Raw genomic sequence first — 16,713 nt, 5'->3', positions numbered from 1 at the left:
CTTTGCCGCCGGTGAGCGACCTCCTGGCAGGAGGCCGCTATGACCGAGGTCACACTGCGCGTGCGCGAGGACGGCGCCGACGACGAGCGCGTCGAGCAGCTCACCGCGTTCCTGCGCACCGAACTGTCCGAACTGCTCCCCGTCTCCTCGGCTTCCGGCCCGGCCCCCGAGGGCGCCAAAGCCGTGGACGTGGCCGACCTCGGCACGATCCTGACCACGGTCTCCCAGTCCACCGTCCTGGCCGCGCTGATCAACGCCGTGTCGACGTGGCTCGGCCAGCGCCGCGACCGCGCGGTGACGATCGAGGCCGACGGCGACCCGCTGGAACTGACCGGCGCCCCCACCGCCGACGAACTGGCCCACCGCTCCGAGTGGCTCGGCCGCCACCTGCACCGCCACGCGCTGATCATCGCGAGCCACGTCTTCGCCGACCCTGGCCTCTCGTCGTTGCGCGCCCCGGCCCACGACGCGGCCCGCCTGAGCGAGGTCCTGGCCGACCCGCGCATCGGCGGCTTCCACGTCCGCACCCTGATCAACTCGTCGGCCGCCGAGATCAACGAGGCCGTGGAGGACTTCTTCGCCGACCGGGCCCCGGACGACCTCCTGGTCCTGCACTTCTCCGGCCACGGCGTCAAGGACGAGGCGGGCGAACTCCACTTCGCCACCTCCAGCACCAAGCTCTCCAGGCTCGCGGGCACCGCGGTCTCCGCGGACTTCGTGGCCCGCCGCATGAACCGCTCCCGCTCCCGCCGCATCGTCCTGCTCCTGGACTGCTGCTACTCCGGCGCCTTCGGCCGGGGCATGGTCGCCCGCGCGGGCGGCACCGTCGGCCTCGAGGAACAGTTCGGCGGCAGCGGCCGTGCCGTCATCACCGCCTCGTCCGCGATGGAGTACGCCTTCGAGGGCGCCGCGGTGGCCGACGCCTCGGAAGGCGAACCCTCCGTCTTCACCTCGGCCCTGGTGGAGGGCCTGGAGACCGGCGACGCCGACCGCGACCAGGACGGCCACGTGGGCCTCGACGAGCTCTACGAGTACGTCTACGACCGGGTCCGCCGCGTGACCCCGCACCAGACCCCGGGCAAGTGGATGCTGGACGTGCGGGGCGACCTCCGCATAGCCCGCCGGGCCCGCCCGGTCTCCGTCCCGTCGGCCTTGCCGGCGGAACTGCAGGACGCCATCGACCACTCGCTGCCGGGCGTGCGGGCGGGCGCGATCCCGGAGCTGCGCCGCATGCTGACCGTCGCGCACGAGGGCAGGGCGCTGGCGGCGCGGCTGGCGTTGCGGCGGCTGGGGGAGGACGACAGCCGGATGGTGGCGTCGGCGGCCCGCGAGGCGCTGGGTGAGAAACCGGCTCCGTCGCCGACCTCGAACCTGCCTGCGGTCTCGCCACCTGCCGCGTCGCCGACCTCGAACCTGGCTGCGGTCTCGTCACCCGCCGCGCCGCCGTCCGCCCCGAAACCGCCCGCCGCCGCCCGCACGCCGCGAAAACTGTCGGTGCTGCCTGAGACGATGGGAGTGGGGCCTCAGACCTCCCCGGCGGGGGGCGAGTCCGGATCGATTCCGAAGGCGCCCACGGAGCCTGCGGAGCCGACGCAACGCCCAGGCCTCGCCGAGCTGCCAGGCCTCGCCGCGCTGCCACGCCTCGCCGCGCTGCCACGCCTGGCCGCCGGCGCCGCCCTCGCCCTGCTCCTCATCGCCATGATGGCGATCCCCGGCGGCATCCTCGCCCACCTCGGCGACACCAGCCCGAACACGTTCGTCTTCGCGGCGATCTGGCCCTGGGCCCTGGTCGCGGCCCTCTTCACCCTGACCGTCCGCGACCACCCCTGGCTCCCCGGCGCCACCGTGGGCCTCCTCGCCGGCACGACGGGCCTGCTCAGCGGCGGCGAGACCTTCGCATGGACGCCCTACGCCCTGGCCGCCACCGCCGTCGCCGTCACCCTCGTGGCCACCGCGACCCCGGTTTGGCTGACCCTGGCCGCCGGAGCCGTCGGCACCGCGGGCGTTTTCGTCATCGCGTACGCCGCCCACGACCTCATGAGCATCAACGGCGACGGCGAGGACATCGCCGTTCTCGCCACGTCCGCCGCCCTGACCGTCGCGGCCGCCTACCGCACAAGCCGCTCCCGGCAGTGGCCACAGGCGATCGCCCCGGCCCTCCTGCTGGCGGACGCCGTCCTGATGCTCACCGCCGAGGTCCCGCCGTACATCACCCACGCGGCCCTGGCGGCCCTGATCGTCGTCCCCCTCACCGCCACGATCACCACCGGCCGGGCGGCCGTCGCCGCCTACCTCGTCATCGCGGCCGGAATCCTCATCAGGGCCAACGACTACGTCTCCGCCAACGAACCGACGTTCACCAGCGTCGCCCACGTGGCCCTACCCGTAGCAGCAGCGGTAGCCGCCTACTTCTCCGCCTCGCGCTGAGCTGCCTTGCGCCGCTTGCCCTCGTGCATCGCCACGACCCTGGCAACGGGAATCGTGTGCCCTTCAGCGATCAGATCCTCGGGCAGGGTCTGCGGAGCAGGCATCAACGACGCCCAGGGATCCCCGTCGAAACGGGTGCGCACGGTGAAGTCGGCCGGGGTGACGTCCGGCAGCGACTCCCAAGGCACCGGGAACGAGATCGGCAACCCCTCCCGCAGCCGGGGCGAGTAGGCGGCCACCACCGTGGCGCCCCAGGCACGGGTCGAGTCCAGGAAGACCTTCCCGCCCCGCTCGGCCCGGATGTAGGCGGTGGTCGCCAGCGCGGGGTCGAGCTTCTCCGCCCGCACCGCCACCGCACGGGTGGCCGCGGCGACGTCGTCGGGCGAGTGCGCCACCAGCGGCACGAAGATGTGCACTCCCTTGGCCCCGCTCGTCTTCACCACGCCGGACAGCCCTGCGTCGGCGAGAGCGGCGCGCACCAGCAGCGCGGTCTGCACGACGACGTCGAAGCCGGAACCCTCCGGCGGGTCGATGTCCATGACCAGGTGCGTCTGCACGTGGTCCTCGCCGAAGTGGTCCCCGAGGTACAGCGGCACGTGGTACTCGACGGCGCGCTGGTTCGCGAACCACATCAGCGTCTGCTCGTCGTCGCAGATCGCGTACTTGATCGTCCGGTGCGAGGCCTCCGCCCACACGTCGACGGTCTTCACGTAGGACGGCGTGTACTTGGGGACGTTCTTCTGCATGAACGGGTCCTGCCCGCGCAGGATCCGCCACACCGACAGCTGCCGCCCGGCCAGCACCGGCACGAACCGCGACGCCACGAACTCCAGGTACGAGACCAGGTCACCCTTCAGCAACCCGCCGAACAACGGCTGGTCCAGCGAGGAGAACTTGATCGGGCTACTGCTCATCGGGGACCTCCAGGGAGTCGCGGGCGGCCCACTCCAGCAACGGTTCGATCGACCACACCGCGTCGTCGATCCCGGCGTGCAGGTCCCCCAGGGAAGCGAAGCGCGCCGGCACGGTGGCGATGGTGAAGTCGTGCGGGTCGACGTCCGGGATCTCGTCCCAGCGCACCGGCGTCGACACCGTCGCCTCGGGGTAGCCGCGCACCGAGTACGCGCTGGCGATCGTCCGGTCGCGCGTGTTCTGGTTGTAGTCCACGAACACCAGGGACGGGTCACGGTCCTTGCGCCACCAGGTCGTCTCGACGTCGTCCGGGGCGCGCCGCTCGACCTCGTGCGCAAACGCCAGCGCCGCCTTCCGCACGTCCTGGAAACCGAACGAGGGCTTGATCCGCACGTAGATGTGCAGCCCCTTGGACCCGGAGGTCTTGGGGAACCCGGTGGCACCGAGCTCGGCCAGCACCTCCTGCACGACCAGCGCCACCCGCCGCACCCGGTCGAACGTGCAGGTCGGGCCGGGGTCTAGGTCGATGCGCCACTCGTCGGGCTTCTCGGTGTCCGCGGCGCGCGAGTTCCACGGGTGGAACTCCACAGTGGACATCTGCACCGCCCAGATCACGTCGGCGAGGTGCGTGACGCACAGCTCGTCCGCGTGGCGGTTGTAGCGCGGGAAGTGCACGCGCACGGTCCGCACCCACGGCGGCGCGCCGTGCGGAAGCCTCTTCTGGTGCACCTTCTCGCCGGTCACCCCGGACGGGAACCGGTGCAGCATGCACGGCCGTTCCCGCAGCGCCCGGACGATCCCGTCACCGACGGACAGGTAGTACCGCGCGAGATCCAGCTTCGTCTCGCCGCGCGCCGGGAAGTAGACGCGGTCGGGGTTGGAGATCCGCACGACGCGGTCCTCCACCTCTAGCTCCACAGCCGGAGACTGGCCCATGGCCGCCACGCTAGCTCTTTCTGGTCGTTTCCTCAGCCCGAACGGTGCTTGCATCGACGCGTGGCGTCCACACTCGATACCGGCCTCTGGTTGCGCAGGCTCACCGAGGCACCCGCGCACGCACCGCGGCTCGTCTGCTTCCCGCACGCGGGCGGCGCGGCGAGCTGGTACCAGCCGTTCGTCCAGCACCTCCAGGGCCGCGCCGAGCTGCTGGCCGTCCAGTACCCGGGACGGCAGGACCGCAGGTCGGAGCCGTTGGTCGACGACGTCAGAGCGCTCGCCGACGAGATCGCGCCGCTGCTGCCCGCCGGCCGCCCGCTGCACCTGTTCGGGCACAGCATGGGCGCGATGGTCGCGTTCGAGGTGGCGCTGCGGCACGAACCGGACCACCTGTTCGTCTCCGGCCGCCGCGCCCCGCAGGTCGTCCGCGACGACCGGGTGCACGAACGCGACGACGCCGGGCTCATCGCCGAGGTCCGCAGGCTCGCCGGCACGAACGCGAGCGTGTTCGACGACGAGGACGTCGTCCGGATGGTGCTCCCGGCGATCCGCGCCGACTACCGCGCCGCCGAGACCTACCGCTACCGCCCCGGACCGGACCTGGGCTGCCCGCTGACGGCGCTGACCGGCGACGCCGACCCCAAGGCGTCGGTCGACGAGGTCGAGCGGTGGCGCGAACGCACGACGGGCGAGTTCACCCTGAAGGTCTTCTCCGGCGGCCACTTCTACCTGTCCGACAACAGAAGCGCGGTCGCGGACGCCCTCACCGCCGCGCGGTAGTTTGCGGGTGTGGACCTCTTTTCGCGCTCCTTGGGGGAGTTGCTCGACGTGGTCGAACGCCTCACCGACGAGGACTTCGGCCGGCCGTCCGGCTGCGCGGGCTGGCTCGTGCGGGACCTGGTGTGCCACTTCGTGATCGACGCGCAGGACGTGCTGATCACGCTCGTGACGCCGGCGCCGGACGAGCCGACGCACGACGCCGTGACGTACTGGCGGGTGGCGCACGAACCCGCGGACGACCCGCTGTCGGCGTTGACCGTCCGGCTCGCGCAGGCCTACGGAGAGCCGTGGATGCTGAAGTTCCACGTCGACGACGTGGGCAGGGCGGCGCAGCGAGCGGCAGGCCTGGCCGCACCCGACGCCCGTGTCCGCACGCAGGACATGGTGCTCACCGCGGCCGGCTACCTCGGCGCCTACGTCTGGGAGTGGACGCTGCACCACCTCGACCTGGTCGCACACCTGCCGCGGCACGCGGGCCCGTCCGCCGAGGCACTGGCCCGCTGCCGGGAGGTGCTGGAGCAGATCGCCGGAACGGCGTTCCCCGCCGGGTTCTCCGACACCGACGTGCTGCTGGTGGGAACGGGCCGGCGCGCGCCGACCGCGGCGGAACGCGCCGAGCTGGGGGAGCTGGAGATCCCGTTCGTCCTGGGGTGAGGAACGCGGTCGCGGCTCGGGCCTGGTGCGGGCGAACCTCGTGGCGCGAGGGCGGCTAGGCCGAGGCGAACCGGTTGGCGGCCAAGGAGAAGGACCACCCGGCACTGTCCGAGGAGTGCTCGCTCACTCCGACTCGGCTTCGAGGCGCGCCTTCTCCGCCAGGCGTGCCTCCTCTGCCTTGAACTCCTGGTAGGTGTTGCGCTCGCGGACCAGCCAGTCCGGGTTCTCGTCCTTCAGCGCGGTGATCTGCTCGGTGGTGAGCGCCTCGGTGATGCCGGCGCGCACCAGGCCGCTGGTCGAGATGCCGAGCTTCTGCGCGATCAGCTGCTTGGGGTGCGGGCCGTTGCGGCGCAGGTCCGCGAGCCACTGCGGCGGGTTCGCCTGCAGCGCGTTGAGCTCGTCGCGCGACACGACGCCCGCCTGGAACTCCTCGGGAGTGGCCTCCAGGTACACGCCGAGCTTCTTCGCGGCGGTGGCGGGCTTCATGGTCTGCTCGGCCTTCATGACGCCCAAGGGTAATGCCACAGGGAGCAACGGCTGCGTCCGGTAGCCTCAGCGCGTGACCGGATCGTTCACGCTCGCGTACGTCCCAGGCGTGACGCCGGGCAAGTGGGCGGGCGTCTGGCAGGAACGCCTGCCGGAGACCCCGCTGACCCTCGTGCAGGTGACCATCGCCGAAGCCGCCCCCAGGGTGCGTTCCGGTGAGGCCGACGCCGCGCTGCTCAGGCTGCCCGGCGACCGCGAGGACCTGCACGCGATCCCGCTCTACACCGAGACCACGGTCGTCGTGTTCCCGAAAGACCACGAGTTCGCCGCGGCCGACGAACTGTCCCTTGAGGACCTCGCCGGGCACGTGCTGTGGCAGCCGCTCGACGACCCGCTCGGCTGGGACGAGGTGCCGGGCGAGGCGCCGGTCGAACGGCCGGAGACGACCGCGGACGCGATCCAGATCGTGGCGGCCGGCGTCGGGCTGCTGGTCGTGCCGCAGTCGCTCGCGCGGCTGCACCACCGCAAGGACCTGAAGCACGTGCCGCTCATCGACGCGCCGCAGTCCCGCGTCGCGCTGTCGTTCCCGATCCGCGACGAGAACCCCGACCTCGTCGAGCACATGATCGGCATCGTCCGCGGCCGCTCGGTCAACAGCACCCGCGGTCCCGCACCCGAGCAGGCCAGGCAGAAGCAGGCCCCGAAGCAACAGCAACGGCGAGGTCCCGCACCGGCGCAGAAGAAGCAGCCCGCCAAGCGCGCGAAGCCGCGCAGGGGTCGTTAGCCCAGGCGTCCGGGACTCCAGGAGAAAACCTAGAACCGGCGCGCACTGAATTGTGGGGGGATCCGCTCTCCTGCGACGCTCGACGCCGACCCGTCGTGCCCGCGCTCCCGGGGGAACGCGGTGGTGCCTCGACCGCACCCACCGCGCCGCGGCACGGCGGCACTCTCGGCGAGAGGTGCTCCATCATGACCGGGACGTCCGACAGCGGTGCGACCAGGGCGAGACCCGCGGGCCTGATCGAGCGGGACGGCCAGTGGGCCACGCTGGAGACGTTGCTGGCCGACTCCCTGTCAGGATCCGGAAGGGTCGCGCTGATCGCCGGTCCGGTGGCCTCCGGCAAGACCGAGCTGCTGCACGCGTTCGGCGAGGCCAGCGGCGTGCTGTTCGTGAAGGCGACCTGCTCGGCGTTCGAACGCGACCTGCCGCTGGGCGTGGCGAGCCAGCTCTTCCACCCGCTGGACGTGCCCGCGTCGGTGGGTTCCCTGCTGGACGACGCGGCCCGCGCGGCGGACGGCCCCACCGCGCACCAGCTGCACGCGCTCTGCCTGGCGTTGCTCGACCTGGTGGCCGAGACGCCGCTGGTGATCGGCATCGACGACGTGCAGCACGCGGACCCCTCGTCGCTGGACTGGTTGCTGTACCTGATCCGCCGGCTGGGACAGGCGAAGGTGTTGCTGGTGCTGAGCGAGACCGCGTCGCCGCGGGCCGCGCACACCGCGCTGCACACGGAGTTGTTGCGGCACCCGCACTGCCGGGACGTGCCGCTGGCGCCGCTGACGGCCGTGGACGACCTGTTCGAGTCCGGCGCCGGCGAGGCGATGGCCCTGTCCGGCGGCAATCCGTTGCTGGTGCGGGCCTTGCTGGAGGACCAACGGCTCGGCCCGCGCGACGACGGTGGCCTGGTGGTCGGACCCGGCTACCGGCGGGCCCTCGTCAGCTGCCTGCACCGCTGCGACCACCCCGTGCTGGCGGTGGCGCGGGCGCTGGCCGTGACCGGTGAACAGTCCACTGTGGAGTCTCTGGGGCGGCTGGCCCGCGCGGACGCCGAGACGGTGGCGTCCGCCCTGGACGCGATGAACCAGGCGGGACTGCTGGTGGACGGCTGGTTCCGCGATCCCGCCGCCAGGGACGCGGTGCTGGACGATCTGTCCACTCAGGACAGGAAGGAGATGTACCTCGGGGCGGGTCTCCTGCTGCACGACGAAGGCGCGCCCGCGACCGAGGTCGCCCCCTACCTGATGATGGCCGACCACTCCGAGAACCCGTGGATGGTGCCGGTCTTCGAGCAGGCCGCCGAGCACGCGCTGCGCGACGAGCAGATCGACACCGCCCTGCGCTACCTGGAACTGGCGCACCGGGCGTGCGTGGACGTGCACGCACGGGCGGCGATCGCGGCGAAGCTGGTGCGCGTCGAGTGGCGGGTCAACCCGTCCGCCGCGGGACGCCGGCTGGCCGCGGTGATGCCGGCGCTGCGGTCCGGTCAGCTCTCCGACCACGACGTGACGTCGCTGGTGCAGCCGATGCTGTGGAACTGCCAGGTCGACGAGGCGGGCGAGGCCGTGGACCGGGTGCGCAGGGCGTCGTCCGCCGGCGCCGGCCTGCGCGCGATGGAGCTGTCGCTCGCGAGCTCGCACCCGGCGCTGGCCCGGCGCACCTCCAGCCCCGACCCGGTGCGGACCAGGACCGTGAGCCTGACCTCCGGCCCGATGCTGAAGGCCGTCACGGCGCTGGCGAGCGTGCTGACCTGCGGCGGCAACGCCGGGGCCGCCACCGACGCCGAGCACGTGCTGCAGGCGGCGCGGCCGTCCGACTCCGGGTGGTGGGGGCCGGAGTCGGCGATGCTCGCGTTGCAGGCGCTGGTGTACGCGGACCGGCTGGACGTCGCCGCGCTGTGGTGCGACCGGCTGCTGGAGGAGGCCCAGGCCAAGAACCTCGCGGTGGCCAGGGCGTTCTTCTCCTGCGTGCGGGCCGAGGTGTCGCTCCGCCGCGGCGACCTGACCTCGGCCTTCGAGCACGCGCAGACCGGCGTGGACGTCATGCCCGCCGGCGGGTGGGGGGTCGCGGCGGGGCTGCCGCTGGGGATCCTGATCAACGCGGCCACCAGGATGGGACGCCACGAGGACGCGGCCTCGTTCCTGGAGCAGCCGGTGCCCGAGGCGATGTTCCAGTCGCGGTACGGGCTGCACTACCTGCACGCGCGCGGCCACCACTACCTGGCCACCTCCCGGCACTACGCGGCCGTGGCCGACTTCCTGTCCTGCGGCGAGCTGATGACGTCGTGGGGCGTGGACCAGCCGGGGCTCGTGCCGTGGCGCACGTCGGCCGCGGAGGCCTGGCTGTCGCACGGCGCCAACCTGGCCGAGGCGAAGCGGCTCATCAACGAGCAGCTGGACCGGCTGGGGCCCGGCGCGTCGCGGACCAGGGGGACGGCGTTGCGGCTGCTGGCGGCGGCGAGTCAGCCGCACCACCGGCCGCAGCTGCTGCAGGACGCGGTGGTGGTCCTGGAGGAGCACGGCGACCAGTACGAGCTGGCGCGCGCCCTGGCCGACCTGTCCAAGGCGCACCAGGCGTTGCGCGAGCACCGGAAGGCCTGGACGGTGGCGCGCCGGGCCAGGCACCTGGCGACCGTCTGCGGTGCGGCGGAACTGGGCGAGGAGCTGCTGCCGTCGCGGGCGAAGGCAGACGAGGACGTGCCCGCGGACGAGAAGCCCGTGGACCCGATCGCGACGCTGACCGACGCGGAACGGCGGGTGGCGGCGCTGGCGGCCGTCGGGTACACGAACCGGGAGATCGCGTCCAAGCTGTTCATCACGCCGTCGACGATCGAGCAGCACCTGACCCGCGTCTACCGGAAGCTGAACGTGAAGTACCGCAGGAACCTCCCGGCGGACCTGCACTCGTACCTGCCCAGCACCGCCTGACCCGCCGGAGGAATGGCCGGCGCCCGCGAGGGGCCGAATCTGGCTGTTCCCGGCCAGATTCACGCGGAAAGGCCGGACGCCGGCGCGGGACCGGTCGCCGGGAAAGCGCTGTGCGGCAACGCATCGGCCCGGCCCGCAAACCCGGCGTGATCATCGCAGGCGGCACACCGGGCCTTTCCGGTGCGGTCCGTGCGAACGCCACGAGCCGCTCGCGTGACGGCATCGGCCGCATTTCCCCGGCCCGGCGTCGGGCGTGAAGTGGCTGCGCAGGACCGGCGTGCCGCCCGTCCGCCGGGGCACAGGACCCTGCGCGTCGGGATTGGTCACGGCATCTCGCTCGCGATTCCGGAGAAGCCCGTCGCGGCCGCGCCGATCGGGCAGCCGACATCTGTCGAGGAACTGCGCGAACCGGAACCCGTCCGCCGACTCGGGCACGAGACGGGCAGCGGGCGCACGTTCGCGAACAATGGGAAAGTCAGGGATTCCCCGAGCCCGAAATGCCGTACAACGGCATCAGGCACCACGTCGTTCGCAGAAGGAGGCCATTGCCGATGACCGAGGAGATCGGCACGGGACGTCGGCATGTGGCGATCTTCGCCAATCCCGAGCAGGGCCAGGCGCTGCCCGCGCTCGCGGTGATCGAGGAACTGGTGCGGCGCGGCTACCGCGTCACCTACGCCACCTCGTCCGAGGTCGCCGCCCGCCTGTCGCTCAGCGAGGCGACCGAGGGCAGGTGGGACGTGGTGGGTTTCCTCGACGACAGCGCGTCGCCGGTCTCCCTGGCACGCGGGTACTTCGCGGGCGACCTGCCCGACCTCGTCGTCTACGAGGGCACCGCCGTCGAGGTCGCGCGCGGCGCCGCCGGGACGTGGGACGGCCCGCCGGACGACGACTTCGTCGACGCGGCCTTCGACGAGTTCCTGACGCGGTTCGGGCTCGCGTTTCTCCCGGAGAAACCGGGCCTCTACCGGGTTGTGCCCGGCCGCGCGGTGGCGTATTAGTTCACTGACTGGAACCAGCGCGGATTCGCTGCCCGCGCAACGCGAAACGCCGTGCCCGACTTTGCCACTTGCCATGCGGAGTTTGCGGTCCTGTCACATGAGGCATTTATCCTGAGGACCTGGGTCATTCTTCGAGTCTGAGGCGGTAGGCGGTGGACGAGCAGCCGGAGCTCATCGGACGTGAGAGCGTGCTCACCGCTGTGGCGCACCAGACGACCGCCGCCCGCAGGGGCCGGGGAGCGCGGGCCGTGCTCGTCCGCGGTGGCCGCGGCTGCGGCAAGTCCGCCGTCCTGCGGCTGGTCGCCGCGACCGAGACGAAGGCCGGGACCACCGTGCTGAGCGCGGGCGGGCGGGGCGACCGCCGGCCGCTCGCCGCCGCGCGCAGGCTGCTCGGCCAGGCGGGGCTGCGGGTCCCGGAACTCGCCGACCCGTCCGCCGCCACCCTTTACCGCGCGTACCGGGGCATGTGGCGCGACGTCGTCGCGCTGGCGCAGCGCACGCCCGTCTGCCTCGTGCTCGACGACCTCGACGCGTGCGACGACGCGACCGTGCACTGGGCCGACTTCGTGGTGCGCAGGCTCGGCGGCGAACCGGTCAGCCTGGTGCTGTCGCACAACAGCGCGTTGCAGGCCGATCTCGCCAGCGCGCACGTGGTGGACCTGCCGCCGCTCACCACGCCGCAGGTCGTCGACATGATCTCCACGACCCTGAACTTCCCGCCGGACGCGGTGCTCACCAGCCTGTGCCTCAAGCTCTCCGGCGGTGTCCCGAGCCATCTCACGACCGTGCTCGCCGACATCCGCGCCGCCCACGCGTTGCGCCAGGAGTCCGTCGAGCTCGTCGCCGCACGCCGGCTGCGCGACCAGCCCGCCCACCTGCGCGCCATCGCCACCGCGCTCGTCGTCGTGGACCGCGAGGAGCTCGTCGGCCCGCTCGCCGGGGTGTCCGAACGCGTCGCGGAGAACGGCATCTCCGCGCTGCGCCGCCAGGACCTGCTGGGCGACGGCCTGCCGGACCACGTCCGCGACTGGTACCGGGCGGGCGTGCTCGACGTGCTCGACCCGGCCGAGGTCGTCGAACTGCGGCACCGCGCGGCCGTCGTGCTCGACGAGTCCGGGCACGACGCGCGGGCGGTCGCGGACCAGCTCGTGCACCTACCGGCCGTCGACGCGCCGTGGATGTCGCAGGTCCTGCACGAGGCCGCGGCGGGCGGGCAGCCGCAGGACGCGTCGAGGTACCTGCACCGGCTGGTGGAGCTCCACCCCGACGACATCGAGCTGCGGGTGAACCTCGCGACCGAGCTGTCCCGGCACGACCCCGACCAGGCGTGCGAACACCTCGCCGCCGCGTTCCACCGCACCACCGACCCCGACCTGAGGGCCGCCGTCGCCGTCAAGCACGCGCTGACCGGCCGGACGCGCACGTTCCTGCGCCTGGCCCGCGACCCCGCGCTGCCGCAGGACCTCACCACGCTGCTCGACGCCGTGCAGCTGTCGATCGACCTCGATGACGCGCACACCGCGGCGGCCGCCGCCGCCAAGGCCACGCCGCCGCCCGCGAACGACACGACCGCCCAGCGCTGCCTGCTCGGTGTCGTCGCCGAGGCCACCATGCGCGGCGGCGGAACGGTGCACGACGCCGTGGGGTGCGCACGGGCCGCGCTCGCCGACTCCGACGCGCTGTCCGACTGGTCGATGCTCTCCGCCGCGTCCGTGCTGCGGGTGGCCGGGCACACCGCGGACGCGCTCGCCGTCCTCGACCGGGCCGTGGACGCCTTCTCCTGCAACGGGGACTCGCTCGCGTTGTGCCGCTCGCTGTTCCAGCGGGCGCTCGCCCACATGTCGCTGGGCGATCTGCAACGGGCCACCGCGGACGCCGCGGCGGCGGTGCAGGCCGTGCGCGACGGTGGCTGGCACCTGCCCAGGGCGACGATCCTGCTGGCGTGGCTGTCGGTGCAGACCGGCGACACCCTGCTCGCGGAACGGCTGCTCGGCGAGGTCGACGAGGACGAGATCCGGCACGTGACGCCGGCCCACCGCGAGTACCTGCGCACGTCCGCGTGGCTCGCGTACACGCAGGGCGACCTGGCGGTGGCGGCGGAACGGATGGCGGCCTGCCAGACGGCGCTGACGGCCGTCGGCCTGAGCGACCCCAGCGCGTTGCCGTCGTGGATCGACATCGTCCAGGTCCTCACCGAGGCTGGCCACGACGCGTCGGCCGCCGTGCGCGAGGCAGACCGGCTCGCCAGGGCGTGGCCGTCCCGCGAGGCGGCCGCGTTCTCGCTGCTGGCCAGGGCCTACACGACGACGGGGCACGGCGCGCTGGACATGGCGAAGGCCGCCTCCGACGGGTTCGCCGCCGTGCCGTCGCTGCTGCAGCAGGCGCGCACCGAACTCCTGCTCGGCACGCGGCACACCGAGTTCGAGCAGCCCAAGCAGGCGCGCACGCACCTGCGCGCGGCCGTCGGGCTCGCGATGCGCGCGGGCAGCCGTCCGCTCGCGGACTCCGCCAGGTCGTTGCTGCTCGGCGTCGGCGGGCGGATGCGTGTGCCGTCCACTGTGGACGGAATGGCGGTGCTGACCGCGAGTGAGCGCAAGGTCGTGGAGCTGGCCGCGGCCGGCGCGACGAACCGGGCCATCGCCGAGCGCCTGTCCGTGACGCTGCGGACGGTGGAGGTGCACCTGACCCGGGCGTACCGCAAACTCGGCATCTCCAGCCGTGCGGAGCTGGCGGACCACCTGGCCTCGTGATGACGCTGCTCGAACGCGCCGACGACCTGCGCCTGCTCACCGGCGCCCTGGAGCGCGTCCGCGCGGGCTCCGGCGACCGGATCGTCATCGCAGGGCCGCTCGGGTCGGGCAAGTCCGCGTTGCTCGCCGCGCTGGCGGAGCGGGCGGAAGGCTGCCAGGTCCTCAGCGCCACGTGTTCGTTGCTGGAGCGGGACTTCGCGTTCGGCGTCGCCCGGCAGCTGTTCGACCCGGCGCTCGCGGGCGGTTGCGCGGACCTGCTCACCGGTCCCGCCGGGCTCGCGAGGCCGGTGTTCGAGGAGGACACGGCGGCCGACTCGGCGTTCGCGGTGCAGGACGCGGCGAACAGCGGCCTCATCGCGCTGACCCGCGCGTTGAGCGCGCGCCGGCCGGTCCTGCTGCTGGTCGACGACCTCCAGTGGGCCGACGAACCGTCCAGGCGGTGGCTCGCCGCGCTGGCGGCGACCGTGCGCGACCACCCGGTCCTGCTCGTCGCCGCCACCCGCGACGTCGAGAACGACCTCTGCCAGTGCCCGGCGATCCGTCCGGCGCCGTTGTCGCGGGCCGCCATCGCGACGCTGGTCGAGCAGCGGACCGGCACGCGACCCGACGACGAGTTCGTCGCCGCCTGCCACGAGGTCACCGACGGCAACCCGATGTTCCTGCGCGCGGTGCTCCAGCACATCACCAGCCCGTCCGCCGACCAGGTGCCGCACGTCCTCGAACTGCGGCCGGCCCGGCTGCGCGAACGGCTGGTGCGCGACCTCGCCGCGCAGCCGAGGCACGCGCAGGACTTCGCGCGGGCGGTGGCCGTGCTCGGCGACGACGAACTGGCCGGGCGGCTCGCCGGGCTCACCGAGGCGCAGGCGGCGCAGGCGCAGCGGGTGCTCGACCAGGCGGGCCTCGTGCTGCGCCGGCCGGTGATCAGGGACGCGATCGAGGAGTCGATGCCCGTCGCCGAACGCGAGGACTGGCAGCGCAGGGCCGTGCAGGTGTTGCACGACAACGGAAGGCCGGCCGAACAGGTCGCCGCGCGGCTGCTCGCTGCCGGTTCCGCGCACGGGGGATGGGCGGTCGAGACGCTCGGCGAGGCCGCCGCGACCGCGCTGCGCCGGGGTGCTCCCGAGGTGGCCGCGCGGTACCTGCGGCGAGCGCTGCGGGACGTGCCGGCGGAGTCCGAGCAACGCGCCCGGCTGCTCGTCGACCTCGCGACCGCGGAACGGTTTTTCGACCCGGCGGCGTCCGTCCGGCACATCACGGCCGCCGTGCCGCTGTTCCGGACCGTCGAGGAACGGGCGGCGGCGCTCGTGCGGATCGCGCCGACCGCGCTCGGGTCCGCGCCCAGGCCCGTGCGCGACCTGATCGACGACGTCGCCGCGGGCCTCGGCCACGACCAGGAGCTCGCGTACCGGCTGGAGGCGCGGCAGCGGTACGTGTGGCACTCCGACCCCGCGCTGCTCGCCGACTCAGCCCAGCGCCTCGAGCAGATCGGCGGCACGACCCCCGGCGAACGCGAGCTCCAGATCGTGCTGCTCGAAGCCGCGATGCTCACCGCCGGGCTGCCCGCGCGTCAGGTCGCGGACATCGGGCTGGCCGTGCTGAAGCAGGAACCACCGCATCCGCGGCAGGTGCACACCGCGCTGCCGCTGCTCATCAAGGTGCTCACCACCGCGGACGCCGCCGCCGAGACCGTGCCGTGGCTCGACGAGGCGTTCGCGCAGGCCACCGGCAGCGTCGAGCAGGCGCTGATCCTCGCGCAGCAGTCGTTCGTGCACATGCACCTCGGCCGGCCGGGGGAGGCGCACGCGGCGGCGGAACGCGCGGTCGACCTCGCCGTGCTCGACTGGCGCGGCGACACCACGACCGCCGCCGTCGGGCTCATGGCCGTCGCGATCGACCTGCGCGAACCCGAGCTGATCGCGCGGCTCGTCACGTCCAGGCCCGACCGCGACGAACCGCCGGGCGTCGAGGCCGTGTACCGGATGCTGCACGCGGCAGGGGCGGCGACCGCGGGCGACTACCGGCAGGCGCTCGACCACCTGCTCGACTGCGGGCGCGTGTTCGACGCCATCGGCTGGCGAAATCCCGTGCTGCTGCCGTGGTGCGTGCTGACCGCACGGCTGCATGCGCAGCTCGGTGATCTGGCGGCCGCACAGGACTACGCGGCGCAGGCTTGGGAGCGGGCCGTGGAATGGGGTGCTCCGCTCGGCATCGGGCGGGCGTTGTGCATGCTCGGCCGCTACACGCCCGGCGCCGAAGGGCTCGGCATGGTGCGCGAGTCCGTGGAGATCCTGCACGCGAACCCGTTCGAACGGGCCAAGGCGTTGCTCCAGCTCGGTGCCCGCGAACGGGCCGACGGCTCGGCCTCGGGGCAGCAGCACCTCCAGCTGGCGTATCAACTCGCGCTGGAGAGCGGCGCGGAAAGGCTCGCGTCCCGAATCGCGCGGGAACTCGACGGTAATTCACCCGGCACGGTCGTGGTGCTGACCCGCGCCGAGTTCACGGTGGCGCGCCTGGTCGTCCGCGGGCTCACCAACGCCGAAATAGCGGAAGAACTCGACGTGACGTCCCGCGCGATCGAGAAACACCTCACCAACTCGTTCCGCAAGCTCGGCATCCGCCGCCGCACGGAACTGCCGGGCGCACTCGCGCGGGCCTGCCCTCCCCCGGCGTAACGCGGGCGAAACACTACGAATTTCTTGTGCGCCCATCCCTCATAGTTGAGCCGCACCTCAGTTACCGGGCTGTGGCGTCTCGATCGGTTTTCACGCCATCGCCGCAGCTCAGGGTGGTTCCTGTGGCATCAGGTGAGACGCACCCGAAACGTCCTACCGAAAGACGCGGACGCCTACCCGAACCCCCGCCCCAGCCTCACCACAACATCAGGGCACACCCCTCACGCCTCGGTGACCGGGCTCGCTGAATCTTTCTACGATTCACTCGATCGAGGTCGAAATCGAGAAATCAACCTAGATCACCTCGCGCCACCTCAAGTTCCTCTTCCGCCCGTCTTGTTGCACCGCGGACAGGGAAACGCCGAGTTCGACGAGATCGAGAGGGATTCT

At 72.7% G+C, this 16,713-nt stretch carries 11 protein-coding genes; 8 read left to right on the top strand and 3 right to left on the bottom strand.

The genetic code is table 11. From position 1 onward, the window contains the following. Window positions 1–39: 39 nt before the first annotated feature. Window positions 40–2,427, top strand: coding sequence for a caspase family protein (locus tag ACQEU1_RS13730; protein WP_433200329.1), 2,388 nt, complete (start codon window positions 40–42; stop codon window positions 2,425–2,427). Here ACQEU1_RS13730 and ACQEU1_RS13725 read toward each other — a convergent pair. Further along, window positions 2,406–3,341: a DNA polymerase domain-containing protein gene (locus ACQEU1_RS13725; protein ID WP_433200326.1), complete on the bottom strand. Its 936-nt coding sequence runs from the start codon at window positions 3,339–3,341 to the stop codon at window positions 2,406–2,408. The two genes, ACQEU1_RS13730 and ACQEU1_RS13725, sit on opposite strands and share 22 nt — an antisense overlap. Continuing rightward, window positions 3,331–4,275: a non-homologous end-joining DNA ligase gene (gene ligD, locus ACQEU1_RS13720; protein ID WP_433200323.1), complete on the bottom strand. Its 945-nt coding sequence runs from the start codon at window positions 4,273–4,275 to the stop codon at window positions 3,331–3,333. The genes ACQEU1_RS13725 and ligD overlap by 11 nt, the downstream gene beginning before the upstream one ends. Before the next feature lie 60 nt (window positions 4,276–4,335). Here ligD and ACQEU1_RS13715 point away from each other — a divergent pair, with 60 nt between their 5' ends. Then, on the top strand, window positions 4,336–5,055 hold the full coding sequence (locus tag ACQEU1_RS13715) for a thioesterase II family protein (protein ID WP_433200320.1): 720 nt from the start codon (window positions 4,336–4,338) through the stop codon (window positions 5,053–5,055). A gap of 9 nt (window positions 5,056–5,064) precedes the next feature. Continuing rightward, entirely contained in the window at window positions 5,065–5,709 is a 645-nt protein-coding gene (locus ACQEU1_RS13710; RefSeq protein WP_433200317.1) for a maleylpyruvate isomerase N-terminal domain-containing protein, read from the top strand. Window positions 5,710–5,832: 123 nt separating this feature from the next. On the opposite strand, the gene ACQEU1_RS13705 is transcribed toward ACQEU1_RS13710, so the two are convergent. Continuing rightward, window positions 5,833–6,195, bottom strand: a complete 363-nt coding sequence (locus tag ACQEU1_RS13705) for a DUF5997 family protein (RefSeq protein WP_433211491.1) — start codon at window positions 6,193–6,195, stop codon at window positions 5,833–5,835. Between the two features lie 73 nt (window positions 6,196–6,268). Here ACQEU1_RS13705 and ACQEU1_RS13700 point away from each other — a divergent pair, with 73 nt between their 5' ends. The 5 genes from ACQEU1_RS13700 to ACQEU1_RS13680 all read left to right on the top strand — a co-directional run bounded on the left by ACQEU1_RS13700 (window position 6,269) and on the right by ACQEU1_RS13680 (window position 16,323). Beyond that, window positions 6,269–6,979, top strand: coding sequence for a LysR family transcriptional regulator substrate-binding protein (locus ACQEU1_RS13700; RefSeq protein WP_433200314.1), 711 nt, complete (start codon window positions 6,269–6,271; stop codon window positions 6,977–6,979). A gap of 185 nt (window positions 6,980–7,164) precedes the next feature. After that, on the top strand, window positions 7,165–9,900 hold the full coding sequence (locus ACQEU1_RS13695) for an AAA family ATPase (RefSeq protein WP_433200311.1): 2,736 nt from the start codon (window positions 7,165–7,167) through the stop codon (window positions 9,898–9,900). 551 nt (window positions 9,901–10,451) lie between these two features. Next, window positions 10,452–10,901 (top strand): hypothetical protein, encoded by a 450-nt coding sequence (locus ACQEU1_RS13690; RefSeq protein ID WP_433200308.1) that lies wholly within the window; start codon window positions 10,452–10,454, stop codon window positions 10,899–10,901. A 152-nt stretch (window positions 10,902–11,053) separates the two neighbouring features. After that, complete coding sequence (locus tag ACQEU1_RS13685; protein ID WP_433200305.1) at window positions 11,054–13,651, top strand: helix-turn-helix transcriptional regulator; 2,598 nt, start codon at window positions 11,054–11,056, stop codon at window positions 13,649–13,651. Further along, entirely contained in the window at window positions 13,651–16,323 is a 2,673-nt protein-coding gene (locus ACQEU1_RS13680) for an ATP-binding protein (protein ID WP_433211488.1), read from the top strand. The genes ACQEU1_RS13685 and ACQEU1_RS13680 overlap by 1 nt, the downstream gene beginning before the upstream one ends. The last annotated feature ends 390 nt before the right edge of the window (window positions 16,324–16,713 follow it).

The organism is Lentzea sp. CA-135723, assembly GCF_050936595.1.
Lineage (GTDB): Bacteria > Actinomycetota > Actinomycetes > Mycobacteriales > Pseudonocardiaceae > Lentzea.
The sequence above is the reverse complement of the archived record's forward strand: the minus strand, read 5'-3'. Positions and strand labels throughout refer to the sequence as shown.

What these genes read in the sequence shown, in the direction of transcription:
- ACQEU1_RS13690 (WP_433200308.1), top strand. Translation starts at nt 10,452, where the DNA reads ATGACCGAGGAGATCGGCACGGGACGTCGGCATGTGGCGATCTTCGCC.
- ACQEU1_RS13705 (WP_433211491.1), bottom strand. Translation starts at nt 6,195, where the DNA reads ATGAAGCCCGCCACCGCCGCGAAGAAGCTCGGCGTGTACCTGGAGGCC.
- ligD (WP_433200323.1), bottom strand. Translation starts at nt 4,275, where the DNA reads ATGGGCCAGTCTCCGGCTGTGGAGCTAGAGGTGGAGGACCGCGTCGTG.
- ACQEU1_RS13680 (WP_433211488.1), top strand. Translation starts at nt 13,651, where the DNA reads ATGACGCTGCTCGAACGCGCCGACGACCTGCGCCTGCTCACCGGCGCC.
- ACQEU1_RS13730 (WP_433200329.1), top strand. Translation starts at nt 40, where the DNA reads ATGACCGAGGTCACACTGCGCGTGCGCGAGGACGGCGCCGACGACGAG.
- ACQEU1_RS13695 (WP_433200311.1), top strand. Translation starts at nt 7,165, where the DNA reads ATGACCGGGACGTCCGACAGCGGTGCGACCAGGGCGAGACCCGCGGGC.
- ACQEU1_RS13725 (WP_433200326.1), bottom strand. Translation starts at nt 3,341, where the DNA reads ATGAGCAGTAGCCCGATCAAGTTCTCCTCGCTGGACCAGCCGTTGTTC.